Raw genomic sequence first — 12,274 nt, forward strand, 5'->3', positions numbered from 1 at the left:
CGGCCCCTCCGGCAGACGCCGGCTCGACGGCGCAACGCCCGGCCCCTAGCTGAAGACGATCATCGAGCCCTGAGCCAGGCTGCGCGTGGCCGCCGCGTGCAGTCCCAGCCACACGTGCCGCTCCCGCGCGAACGGCCCCGCCTCGTAGGCGACCGGCGTCTCCGCCGGCTCCTCCAGGTCCGTGGGCCGCGACGGCGACTGGGGCGCGGGCGGCGGTGCCGCCGGGTCGATGCCCAGGTACGGTGCGACGGCTTCCAGTTCGCGCAGCAGGCCGTGGCTGGAGCCGAGCGGGCCGCCGCCGTCCAGCAGCTCGTCGGTCACGAGCGGCTCGGCGAAGTCGACGGGCACGTAGGCGCCCGCGTGGTCGAAGTGCCACACCAGATGTGACTGCTGCGCCGTCGCCTCGAACATCTCCAGCAACTGCTCGTAGTCGCCACCGAGTTCGTCCACGGGTGCGACTTCCAGACCGCACATGTGCAGGATGTGCGCGCGGCGCAGGAAGTGCAGCGCGTCGTAGTCGAAACCGGCGACCGGCGCGACGTCCCCCGACAGTCCGGGCATGTAGTTGAAGACCGGGACGGGCGGCAGACCGGCGTCCGTCAGCGCCTTGTCGTACGCAGCGATCTCCTCGGCGAAGGGATTGTCGGGGCTGTGGCACAGCACGTCGACGAGGGGGACCAACCAGAGATCACATGCCAAGGGACTCTCCATCCTCCCCAGTGCCCCGGGGGCTCCCGGCCGGGTCGCAACAGCGTAATGCCCTGCCCCCGGGCTGTGTTCACTCCGCGAGTGCCAGCGAATGACGGTGGTAACCGTCCATGATCTGACGCGTCGCCTGTGCGTCCTCACGCTCCACCGCGTCCACCAGCACCCGGTGCCCCGACCACAGCCGCTTCGCCATCTCGTGCTCCTTGCGCAGGAAGGGCACGCTGTAGACCCAGCACTGGACGCGGAGCCGGTCGAGGAAGTCGCAGATGTAGCGGTTGCCTATGACCTCGCTCAACTCCCGCCAGTAGCGCAGGTCGTAGCCGATGAGCACGTCGAGGTCGCCCGCGTGGGCGGCGCGTACCGCGGCCTCCGCCCGGCGGCGTACGGACGCGAGCACGGCCGCGTCCAGAGCGAGCACCGGCACCGGTCCCTCCTCGGAGAAGTAGCCGTGGAAGAGGCCGTCCAGGACCACCATCCGGGCCTTCACCATCGACCGGTAGTCGTCGATGGTGAACTCGTGGACGCGGAAGCCCCGGTGCTGCTCCACGTCCAGCAGCCCCTGCGCGGCCAGATCGACCAGCGCCTCGCGCACGGGCGTGGCCGACACCCCGTACTGCTCGGCGATCTCCTTGACCGTGAAGTGGCTGCCCGCGGGCAGCCTCCCGGCCAGGATCTCGTCACGCAGAGCGCCGGCGACCTGTGCCCGCAAGGTACTTCGCTTGATCATCACCCGGCGGTCGTGTGGGCGTCCGCGGCGCCGAGCGCCTCGTCGAGGACGGCCAGCCCCTCCTTGACCTCCGCCTCGCTGATGGTGCAAGGCGGCACGACGTGGGTGCGGTTCATGTTCACGAACGGCCACAGTCCGCCGCGCTTGCAGGCGGCGGCGAACTCGGCCATCGGCGCGTTGGCCGCGCCCGTCGCGTTGTACGGGACGAGCGGCTCGCGGGTCTCCTCGTCCCGTACGAGGTCCAGCGCCCAGAAGACGCCCATGCCGCGCACCTCGCCGACCGACGGGTGGCGGTCGGCGATCTCCCGCAGGGCCGGCCCGATGACGTTCTCACCGATCTGCGCCGCGTTGGCGACGATGCCCTCCTCCGCCATGGCGTTGATCGTCGCCACGGCGGAGCCGCACGCCAGCGGATGCCCGGAGTAGGTGAGTCCGCCCGGGTACGGACGCTGGTCGAAGGTCGCGGCGATCTCCGCCGAGATGGCGACTCCGCCCAGCGGCACGTAGCCGGAGTTGACGCCCTTGGCGAAGGTGATCAGGTCCGGGGTGACGCCGAAGTGGTCGGCGGCGAACCACGCGCCCGTACGCCCGAAACCGGCCATCACCTCGTCGAGGATGAAGACGATGCCGTACCGGTCGCAGATCTCGCGGACGCCCGCGAGGTAGCCGGGCGGCGGCACGAGGACGCCCGCGGTGCCGGGGACGGTCTCCAGGATGACGGCGGCGATGGTGCCCGGCCCCTCGTAGGCGATGGTCTGCTCGAGGTGGGCCAGGGCCCGGGCCGATTCCTGCTCCTGGGTCTCGGCGTAGAAGTGCGAGCGGTACAGATGCGGGCCGAAGAAGTGCACGGCGCCGGCGGCGCCCGTGTCGTTGGCCCAGCGGCGCGGTTCGCCGGTGATGTGGATCGCGGCTGCCGTGTGCCCGTGGTACGAGCGGTAGGTGCTCATGACCTTGGGGCGGCCGGTGTGCAGCTTCGCCATGCGGACGGCGTTCTCGACGGCCTCCGCGCCGCCGTTCGTCCAGAAGATCTTGTCGAGGTCTCCGGGGGTGCGCTCGGCGACGAGCCGCGCGGCCTCCGCCCGTACGTCCACGGCGAATCCGGGCGCCATGGTGCACATGCGGGCCGCCTGCTCCTGGATGGCGGCGACGACCTTGGGGTGCTGGTGACCGATGTTGGTGTTGACCAGCTGCGAGGAGAAGTCGAGGTAGCGGTTGCCGTCGTAGTCCCAGAAGTACGAGCCCTCGCCGCCTGCGACGGGCAGCGGCTCGATCAGCCCCTGCGCGGACCAGGAGTGGAAGACGTGCGCGCGGTCCGCCGCCCGTACGGCCTGACCCGCGGCCGGGTCGGGAACGGATACCGCAGGGCCTGCGGCAGAAGTCGACGGGTTCGTACCTGTGCTCACGTGGTGGCTCCTCAGCTCGGGGAAGGCGCCGGGTGGGACGGCCCACAGCCTAGGGCGTGTCCGCAAACCCTAGAGCCTGCCCCAGCAGGGCGATCAACACCGCTGTACCGCTCTGTCCTGGGTTGTTCCACTGCGGACCGCCAGGTTCCGCTCTCACGGCGGCCGCTTTCGCCGTCACGGCGCCGGCCTCGCCGTCACGGCGAGTGCATGGTCTCCCCGGGGGCTTCACGGGGAGCGCCCCGAGGCGAGTGCCGCGGAGTGTGGCGGGGCCGCCGCTGCCGCACGATCGTGCGCACCCTCCGCCGCCGGCTGCGTCCGGCGGTGTCCGTACGCCGGTAACGCACGTCCACGACGGTGAGATCACGCCCGTAGTCCACCTCCTGGATCTTCCAGGAGAGCGGCTCCCCGAGGCGTTCCCTCACGAAGGCCTCGATCGCCTCCGGTTCGGTGACCGCCTCGTCCACGGTGACGAGTGCCCGGTGCGTGTGGGCGAACAGCCGTGGGTGGCCCGCGAGATAGACCACCGCGAGCGGCAGCGCGCACAGGACGCCCGCGAGCAGGAGACTCACGTTCGGCAGGCCGGAGATGAGGCCGAGGACGAGGTTCGTGAAGTAGTACGCGATCTCCTCGCTCTGCATGGACTCCGACCGCAGCCCGACGATCGACAGGACTCCGATCAGACCGAACCCCAGCGCGATACCGCCCTTGTCGCCGCTGCGGCCGAGAGAGGCGGCGAGCGCGAAGACCGAGACGTTCAGAGCGAGATAGCCGGGGATCAGATCCCTTCGCCGGTGGCGTGGATAGTAGACGGCGAAAGTCAGCACGCACACGGCCGTGAGGTCGAGGGCGAAATGGGAGAGGATCTGGCAGATCACGTCCATGCCGGGAAAATAAGGGAAGCGGCGAACAGAAGGATCTCCACCGTCTTCACCCCACCAATAAGGGCGAATTGAGAGCTTGTCATCTCAATTGATGCCCCTTCGGTACGCCCCCGAGCCACCGGCGAACGCGTTATCGGATCGGATCCGGGGCTCAGCCCAACGCACGCGGCCCGCCACCTTATTCTCGTTGCAGTCGAATCACCCGGGGGGAAGAGGTAGGCGAATGAAGCGGCTCAGCGCCGGTGACCCGCACTGGATCGGCGACTACCGGCTGCTCGGCAGGCTGGGTGAGGGGGGCATGGGCCGGGTGTACCTGGCCCGTTCCAGCCGCGGCCGCACGGTCGCGGTGAAGGCCGTGCAGGACGAACTGGCGCGGCAGCCCGACTTCCGCCGCCGTTTCGCGCTGGAGATCACCGCCGCCCGCAAGGTGGGCGGCGACTGGACGGCACCCGTGCTGGACGCGGACACCGAGGCGGCCACGCCGTGGGTGGCCACCGGCTACATCGCCGGGCCGTCCCTCTCCGAGGTCGTCGACGAACAGTTCGGGCCGCTTCCGGCGGCGTCGGTGACGGCGCTCGCCTCCGGCCTGGTCCGCGCGCTGCACGACATCCACCGGGCCGGGCTGGTCCACCGCGACCTGAAGCCCTCCAACGTCCTCATCACCATCGACGGTCCGCGCGTCATCGACTTCGGCATCGCACGTGCCCTGGACTCCGCGGTCCAGTCTGCGGGCGGACTGACCCGTACGGGAGCGCTCGTCGGCTCGCCGGGCTTCATGTCGCCCGAGCAGGTGCGGGGGCTGCAGACCACGGCCGCCAGCGACATCTTCTGCCTCGGCGCGGTGCTCGCCTACGCGGCGACGGGACGGATGCCGTTCGGCACCGCCGACAGCGGGGTGCACGCGCTGCTCTTCCGTATCGCGGAGGAGGACCCGGAACTGTCCGGCCTGGACGGCCCGTTGCTCGACATCGTCGCGGCCTGCCTCGCCAAGAAGCCCGAAGAGCGGCCCACGCTGGAGATGCTGCTGCAGCACACGGAGGGCGAGCTCAAGGGCACCTGGCTGCCGGGCGAGGTGCTCGCGCAGCTGGGACGGCACGCCGTACAGCTCCTGGACAGCGAGGACCCGGAGAGCGCCGAGATGCCGAGGTCCGCGGCCGCCTCGGCTCCGGCCGCGGCGCCTTCCGGCACGCCATCCCCGCCGTCGACGCCGTCCCCGCCGTCGGCGCCCTCCACGCCGCCGCCCGCGAACTCCGCGCCGTCCACGCCCCCGCCGGCCGGCCTGTACGGTCCGCCCGCGAACTCCCCGTACTCGACGCCGCCCCGGCAGCCCTCGCCGTGGCAGCCGGGGTTCCCGGGGCAGGGGCCGGCGCACGGTCCCGCACCCGCGCACGGGCCCGGCCCCGGTCCTGGCCCGGGTCCCGGTCCCGGTCCCGGTCCTGGTCCTGGTCCCGGACACGGGCCCCCGGTCGGCCGCCGCCCGGCGCAGCCGCCGCAGCGCGCACGCTCGCCACGCAAGCTCTCGCAGTCCTTCACGGTGCTGATGAGCCTCCATCTGCTCGTCGGCGTCATCGCGTTGATCGTGGACATAGTCGTGATCGGCGCCCTCGACGCGGGCGTGCTCTACACCTCCGTCGAGAGCATCGACGGCTTCGGCGGGCTGCAGGGGGCCACGATCGCCGTCGAGGTCATCGGCTTCCTGCTGGGCGTCACCGTGATCGTGCTGTGGTGCACGTGGTTCTGGCGGGTGCGGGTCAACGCCGAGTCGTTCTCGCCGGGCGGCATCCGCTACTCGTCGGCGATGGCCGTCGGCTCCTGGTTCATCCCGGTGTGCAATCTCTTCATGCCCAAGCAGGTCATGAACGACGTCTGGTCGGCGAGCAACACGGCCGTGCCGGACTGGTACGGCTACGGGCAGCGTCCGCCGGTCCGGCGTGGCCTCGTCAACACCTGGTGGATCTTCTGGCTCATCTACCTGTGCTTCTTCTCGGCCAACTGGGACAGTTGGTATGACCAGAGCAGCATCTCGAACGCGGAGGAAAGCGTCGCGATCGCCATGTTCATGGATTTCTTCGGCATTCCGGCCTCGATCCTCGCCATGGTCCTCGTCTCACGGCTCACCTCCATGCAGGACGAACGCCTCTCCGGACGCGGCAGCTGACCGTTTCGCGGCAACTCACCGCTTTCGCGGCAACCGACCTGTGACACCGGCGGAAGGGACCGCCGGGCGACAATCAAACGGGGACGCGTTGGCAGCCCGGCTGTGACCTTCGTGACCGAGAGTGAGAGGGTTCCAGCGCACGCATGGCCGAATATCGACGTGGGGGGATGAGATGGCGGAGCTGGCGGCGGACGACCCGCAATCCATCGGCCGTTACCGGCTGTTGAGCCGGCTCGGCGCCGGCGGCATGGGCCGTGTCTACCTGGCCCGGTCCGAGGGCGGACGTACGGTCGCCGTGAAGCTGATCAAGGCGGAGCTGGCCGCCGAGAAGGAGTTCCGCTCGCGTTTCCGGCTGGAGGTGGAGGCCGCCCGGCGCGTGGGGGCGCGCTGGACCGCACCCGTTCTGGACGCGGACACCGAGGCCGAGAACCCGTGGGTCGCCACCGGCTACATCGCCGGCCCCTCCCTCGAACAGGTCGTCGCCGGCCGGACCGCCGCGGGCGAGGACCCCCTCCCCGAGAACACCATCCGCACGCTGGCGTACGGACTCTCCAGCGCCCTCCTCGACATCCACGGCGCCGGGGTCGTCCACCGCGACCTCAAGCCGTCCAACGTCCTCGTGACCATCGACGGCCCGCGCGTCATCGACTTCGGCATCGTCCGCGCCCTGGACGCCCTTCCCGAATCGACGATGACCGGCACCGGAGTCGTCGTCGGCTCCCCCAGCTACATGTCGCCCGAGCAGATCCGCGCCCAGCAGGTCACTCCGGCCAGCGACGTCTTCTGCATGGGCTCGGTGCTCGCGTACGCCGCGACCGGGCGCAGGCCCTTCGGGAGTGAGGGCGGCGGCATGCACGCCGTGATGTTCCGCATCGCCGCCGAGGAGCCCGATCTCGAAGGGATCGAGGAGCCGCTGCGCGGGCTCATCGCGTCGTGCCTGGCCAAGGACCCGGCGGAGCGGCCCGCGCCCGAAGACGTCATCGCCGGCGTGCAGCCCATCTCCACCGGTACGGCCTCCGCGCCGTGGCTGCCCACGACGCTGATCGCCGAACTGGGCCGGCACGCCGTGCAGCTGCTGGACACGGACACGCCGCCCTCGGGTTCCGGGCCGCCGGACGCCCTCGGCGACGGCAAGCCCGACGGCAACCCGGGCGGGAAGGCCGACGAGCAGCTGACCTCGGCGCTTCCCCGGCCGTCAGCGGAGCACTCCGCGGCTTCGCCGCAGCCGGGAGAGCCGGGAGAGGCCGGGCAGCCGTCCGCACCTGCTCCGCGTCCGGCGCGGGGCCCGGGCAAGCGGACCACGATCGGCCTCCTGGCGGCGGTCGCCGTGGCGGGCGTCGCCTTCGCCGCGTCCGGCGCCGAACTCCCCCTGCTCGGCCCGGAGGAGGGCGGCAGCAACAGCGAGTCCTCCGACATCCCCGAGAGTTACGTCGGCACGTGGGGCGGCGAGGTGACCAGGGACGGCGAACCCACCGGCCAGTACCGGCGGTTCGTCGTCACACACGGCAAGATCAACGAGGTCGTCGCCAACAGCGTCAGCCTCGGCACCGACTACGAGTGCAAGAGCGACGGAAAGCTCGTCGCGGCCGGCGACTCGGTCGAGCTGGACACCAAGGTCGTCAAGAGCGTCCCCGCGGGCAGGTGTTCGGCCCTGGGATCGCACAAGCTCACCAAAGCCTCCGGCTCGACGCTGAAGTGGGAGGCCGCGGGCCGCAACGCCACGCTCCGCCGCATCACCGGGCCCGAGAAGCTGCCCGAGGAGTATCTCGGCGTCTGGCAGCGGCAGTTGGCGGGCGGCGGCACCCAGCGGATGACCGTCGAGCAGGTGGAGCCCGGCAGCATGTCGGTCGGCATGGTCTCCGAGGCCCCTGACGAGCACTGCGAGGCGAAGGCCGACGTGGTCTCCGTCGGCGGACGGGACGAACCCGTACGGCTGGGCCCGCCCCGCCTCGACCGCGCGGCCTCCTCCGGCGCGTGCGTCACCGGCCCATCCGCGACACTGAGCGTCGAGAACGGGGCTCTCGTACGCGGCTTCGCCGAGGGAACCGTCAAGTCGTTCACGTACGAGCGCGTGGAGTGAGGGCTCCCGTCGCCCACTGATCCCACCAGGCCGGACACCCCGGCCCACGCCCGGGGACTGCTATTTCGTCTCCAGGTCCCGCCGCCGGAAGCCCGCCAGCCCCGCCGCGAGCAGCGCTGCCGCGACCGCGGTGAGCACCGCCACCGGCGTCCAGTCCATCTCGGCGGCCGGCAGCTGCGGCACGTGGCCGAAGGGCGAGATGTTGTTCATCCAGCCGGGGAACCGCAGGATCTGCCCCAGGTAGCCGACGAGGAACGCGTAGACGGGCACGATCCACGCCGCCGCCGTGGCCTTCGGCAGCCAGCCGAAGAGCAGTGCCGCCACACCGGCCGTGACCCAGAGCGCGGGTGCGTAGGCCAGCGCCGCCCCGGTCAGCGACAGCACCAGGCCGCCGTCGCCCGTGGAGGCGGCCCCCGTGAGGCCGAAGCCGAGCCCCGCCAGCAGCAACGTCGCCGTGCCGCCCAGCAGCGCCACGGCCAGGTGGCTCCACATCCAGCGCACCCGGGAGAGCCCGGTCGACAGCAGCGACTCGGCCCGTCCGGCGCTCTCCTCCGCGCGGGTACGCAGCGAGGCGATCACCACGTACACGGCCGCCACCACCGCATTGACGATCATTACGACGGAGGCGAAGGACTCCACGAAGTCGCGGCCGCCGGCCTGCGCGAGCGCCTCGTCCACCACGTCGACGTTCTTCAGCATGTCGTCGACGTCGCCGAGGATCGACCCGTACATCGACCCCAGCAGCAGCACCCCGAAGCAGAATCCGGCCAGCATGCCGCGGTGCAGCCGCAGCGCGAAGCCGAACGGCCGCACGAGCACCCCGGAGGCCGTACGCCGCCCGGGCCGCGGACGGCGCAGGCCCGCTCCCACGTCGCGGCGCCCGCTGAGCACGTACGCGACGCCGCCCGTCACGGCGGTGAAGCCGGTCATCAGCAGCAGGGGCCACCACAGGTCGTCCACGAACGGATAGCTGCGCTGCGCCCACCCGATCGGAGACGCCCACGAGAGCGTGCCGTCACCGACGTCGCCGGCCGCGCGCAGCACGTACGCGAGTCCGATCACGGCGACCGCCGTGCCGGAGGCGCCCCGCGCGTGCTCGCTGATCTGCACGGTGACCGCCGCGACCGCGGCGAAGAGCAGGCCGAGGCCGCCGAAGACCGCTCCGTAGAGCAGCGAGCCCTGCCAGGTCAGGCCGTCGGTGCCCGATCCGCCGAGGCCCGCGGCCAGCAGCGCGGCGAGCACCAGGTTGGTGATGAGAGCGACGGCGAGCGCGGCCGTCAGCGCCGCGTGGCGGCCCACGACCGTCGCACGCAGCAGCTCGGCCCGGCCGGTCTCCTCCTCGGCGCGGGTGTGCCGTACGACGATCAGGACGCTCATCAGCGCGACCAGGACGCCGTAGAAACCGAGCACTTGGTGGCTCAGCATCGCGCCCGTCCCGTAGCCGCCGTCGAGGTAGTGGCGGGGGCCGGTCATGGCGAGCCCGGCCGGGCTGTCCATCGTCTTCGCGAGGGAGGCACGGGTGGCGGCGTCGCCGTAGAGGCCGGTGAGTTCGCTGAGGGTCGACAGGTGCGCCAGCAGCAGGGCGGCGATCCACACGGGAATCCGGACGCGGTCGCGGCGCAGCGCGAAGCGGATGAGCGTTCCCGTGCCGGCCAGCAGGCGGCCGCCGCCGTGGCGCTTCGCCGCGGGTGTCCGTGCGGCGGGGGTGGTGGGGGTGGCGGTGCCGGCGCTCATCAGGCTGCTCCCCCGTTGCCGTTCAGGGCGGCCAGCTCGTCGCCGTAGTGACGCAGCATCAGCTCTTCGAGGGTCGGCGGGTGGCTGGTGAGGCTGCGGATGCCGACGCTGCTGAGGTGCCGTACCGCCTCGTCGAGGTGCTCGCCGTCGACGGCGAAGTGCACCCGTCCCTTGTCCGTGTGTACGTCGTGCACGCCCGGCAGCGTCTCCAGAGCCGTCACGGGCCGCTCGGTCTCGGCCTCGATCGTCGTGCGCGTCAGATGGCGCATGTCGCTGAGCGTCCCGGACTGGACGATCTTGCCCAGCCGGATGATGCTCACCCGGTCGCACAGCTTCTCCACCTGGGCGAGGATGTGGCTGCTGAGCAGCACCGTCTTCCCCGCGGCCTTGGCCTGGAAGATGACGTCCTGGAAGACGACCTCCATCAGCGGGTCGAGTCCCGCGGTGGGTTCGTCGAGCAGCAGCAGTTCGGCGTCGGAGGCGAGCGCGGCGACGATGGCGACCTTCTGCCGGTTGCCCTTGGAGTAGGTCCGCCCCTTCTTCGTAGGGTCGAGATCGAAGCGCTCGATCAGCTCGTCGCGGCGTGCGGCGTCGAGCCCGCCCCTGAGGCGGGCGAGCAGGTCGATCGCCTCGCCGCCGGTGAGGCCGGGCCACAGCTCGACGTCGCCGGGCACGTAGGCGAGGCGGCGGTGCAGGGTGACGGCCTCGTCCCACGGGTCGTGGCCCAGCAGCCGCGCGGTGCCGGCGTCGGCGCGCAGCAGGCCGAGGAGTACGCGGATGGCAGTCGACTTCCCGGCTCCGTTGGGCCCGAGGAAGCCGTGCACCTCGCCGGTCCGTACGTCGAGATCGAGGCCGTCGAGTGCGCGTACCCGGCCGAAGGTCTTCACGAGACCGGATACCGAGATCGCGGTGGCGGGTGTGTCCGTGTCCATGGACAGGAAGCTACGCTTGCTTCATAAATTTGTGAAGTTAAGGAAGCGTTAGGATCGACCGCATCCGAGCTGAGCAGGGAGAAGCTGAAACGGTGCCCGAAGAGAGATCACGACGCACGTCCGAGCACGGCGGCGAGCAGCAGGAGGATTCGCAGGAGGCCCGGGAGCTGCGCCACTACGACGAGACCGCCTCCGCCTTCGTCGAGCGCTTCGCCGCCGACATGACTGAGGCCGGCATGCAGCGCATGGCCTCCCGCGTCTTCGCCTGCCTGCTCGCCTCCGACGACGGCTCGCTCAGCTCGGCACAGCTCGCCGAACGGCTGCGCATCAGCGCGGCGGCCGTCTCCGGCGCGGTCCGCTATCTCTCCCAGGTCCACATGGTCAGCCGCGAGCGCGAACCGGGCTCCCGCCGCGAGCTCTACCGCGTCCACGAGAACGTCTGGTACGAGGCCCTGCTGGACCGCGACCAGATCATCACCCGCTGGACGAGCACTCTGCGCTCGGGCGAGCAGAGCCTGGGCCCGGACACCCCGGCGGGGCGCCGCATACGGGAGACCCACGACCTTCTGGAGTTCCTCCAGGGCGAGTTGTCGGCCATGCTGACCCGCTGGCGCGCCCAGCACGCCGCGCTCAAGCAGGAAGAGTGAGGCTCCACGCCCCCGCGAGCGCCGTCCACGTCCGTACCCGTACCGGCCCGCCGACCAGCGCGTCCGCCCGGTAGCTGAAGTCGGGCCCCGACACCGTCACAGCCTTCGCCCGCGCCCGCACCAGGCCCGAACGGTCCGCGCCTTCGGGCCGTACGGTCACCTGCGCCAGGCTGTGCGCGCCCTCACCCGGACCCTCGGACTCCCTGCCGAAGCGACGGCCGAGGTCTCCCGCGCGCGAGGAACGAGGGCCCTTGTCCGGCGAGGTGACCCAGACCTCCGTCACCGGCCGGTCGAGGTCCGCCAGCAGCTCGCCGTCCGCCTCGACCCGCAGCCGCTGCGCGGGGACCCGCGTGCGCCGGGCAAGCGAAAGCGCCGCCTTCGCCTTCAGCGCCCCGGCGCGGCCCTGGGCCTCACCCCTGCCCTGCTGCCCCGGGATGCGGATGCCGCCCAGCACCACTCCGCCGCTGTCGTCTATCAGCAGCCCCAGCCGCTGTTCGACACCGTCGAGCACCGTGCGGGCGGCCGAGACCGCGTCCGCCGGGACACCCAGACCACACGTCAGAGCCACGGCGTCCTCCGCGCCGACGGGGACGACCGAGAGCACCGCATCGTCCAACGCCCGCTCGCGGTGGAGCAGTCGGACGGCTCTCAGCAGCGCCCTGTCGTCGCCCACCACCACGGGGCGGCGACTGCCACGGCGGGCCAGCGCCCGCTCGGCCTCCTCCGGGCTCTCGGGAAGGCACACCTTCACCGCCGCCGCGCCCGCGCACAGCACGTCCCGCGCGATGCGCACGGATTCCCCGTCCCACAGCTTCGCGGCGGGGTCGATGACCAGGAGCAGCGAGAGCTGCGAGGTCCCCGTGGGGTCTGGAGCCGACACCTTGTTCCTCTCTCAGGTAACCTCTCGGTGCAAGAGCCCCTGTCGCTGTTGCGACTAGGGGCTTCCGCTATCTGGGGCACCGGTCCGCGGCTCTGCGATGGCACTCGCCACGCACGTGGGACAT

10 protein-coding genes are annotated in these 12,274 nt (G+C 71.5%); 3 read left to right on the forward strand and 7 right to left on the reverse strand.

The genetic code is table 11. The annotated features are described in order from the left end of the window. Positions 1-45: 45 nt before the first annotated feature. The 4 genes from AN215_RS10865 to AN215_RS10880 all read right to left on the reverse strand — a co-directional run bounded on the left by AN215_RS10865 (position 46) and on the right by AN215_RS10880 (position 3,719). The gene (locus tag AN215_RS10865) at positions 46-699 is read right to left on the reverse strand and encodes a hypothetical protein (RefSeq protein WP_070012839.1); all 654 of its coding nucleotides are present in this window, start codon (positions 697-699) and stop codon (positions 46-48) included. A gap of 79 nt (positions 700-778) precedes the next feature. Further along, positions 779-1,435, reverse strand: coding sequence for a GntR family transcriptional regulator (locus AN215_RS10870; RefSeq protein ID WP_070012838.1), 657 nt, complete (start codon positions 1,433-1,435; stop codon positions 779-781). Continuing rightward, positions 1,435-2,838, reverse strand: coding sequence for an aspartate aminotransferase family protein (locus AN215_RS10875; RefSeq protein ID WP_070012837.1), 1,404 nt, complete (start codon positions 2,836-2,838; stop codon positions 1,435-1,437). Before AN215_RS10875 ends, AN215_RS10870 begins: the two co-directional genes overlap by 1 nt. A 194-nt stretch (positions 2,839-3,032) precedes the next feature. Continuing rightward, positions 3,033-3,719 carry a DUF4956 domain-containing protein gene (locus AN215_RS10880; RefSeq protein WP_070012836.1) on the reverse strand — a complete coding sequence of 229 codons (687 nt, stop codon included), beginning with the start codon at positions 3,717-3,719 and terminating at the stop codon, positions 3,033-3,035. Between the two features lie 223 nt (positions 3,720-3,942). On the opposite strand from AN215_RS10880, the gene AN215_RS10885 reads away from it, so the two are divergent. Together AN215_RS10885 and AN215_RS10890 are read left to right on the forward strand one after the other, a co-directional pair. Next, positions 3,943-5,877, forward strand: a complete 1,935-nt coding sequence (locus tag AN215_RS10885) for a protein kinase domain-containing protein (RefSeq protein WP_070012835.1) — start codon at positions 3,943-3,945, stop codon at positions 5,875-5,877. Positions 5,878-6,049: 172 nt separating this feature from the next. Next, on the forward strand, positions 6,050-7,957 hold the full coding sequence (locus tag AN215_RS10890) for a protein kinase domain-containing protein (RefSeq protein ID WP_070012834.1): 1,908 nt from the start codon (positions 6,050-6,052) through the stop codon (positions 7,955-7,957). A gap of 60 nt (positions 7,958-8,017) precedes the next feature. Here the strand turns inward: AN215_RS10890 and AN215_RS10895 are convergent, their stop codons facing one another. Together AN215_RS10895 and AN215_RS10900 are read right to left on the reverse strand one after the other, a co-directional pair. After that, positions 8,018-9,691 (reverse strand): ABC transporter permease, encoded by a 1,674-nt coding sequence (locus AN215_RS10895; protein WP_070012833.1) that lies wholly within the window; start codon positions 9,689-9,691, stop codon positions 8,018-8,020. Continuing rightward, complete coding sequence (locus AN215_RS10900; protein ID WP_070012832.1) at positions 9,691-10,623, reverse strand: ABC transporter ATP-binding protein; 933 nt, start codon at positions 10,621-10,623, stop codon at positions 9,691-9,693. The genes AN215_RS10895 and AN215_RS10900 overlap by 1 nt, the downstream gene beginning before the upstream one ends. A gap of 92 nt (positions 10,624-10,715) precedes the next feature. On the opposite strand from AN215_RS10900, the gene AN215_RS10905 reads away from it, so the two are divergent. Beyond that, the gene (locus tag AN215_RS10905; protein WP_070012831.1) at positions 10,716-11,270 is read left to right on the forward strand and encodes a GbsR/MarR family transcriptional regulator; all 555 of its coding nucleotides are present in this window, start codon (positions 10,716-10,718) and stop codon (positions 11,268-11,270) included. Here AN215_RS10905 and AN215_RS10910 read toward each other — a convergent pair. After that, positions 11,254-12,150, reverse strand: a complete 897-nt coding sequence (locus AN215_RS10910; RefSeq protein ID WP_070012830.1) for a hypothetical protein — start codon at positions 12,148-12,150, stop codon at positions 11,254-11,256. The genes AN215_RS10905 and AN215_RS10910 overlap by 17 nt on opposite strands. Between the last annotated feature and the right edge of the window lie 124 nt (positions 12,151-12,274).

Source organism: Streptomyces abyssalis (genome assembly GCF_001751365.1).
GTDB lineage: Bacteria > Actinomycetota > Actinomycetes > Streptomycetales > Streptomycetaceae > Streptomyces > Streptomyces abyssalis.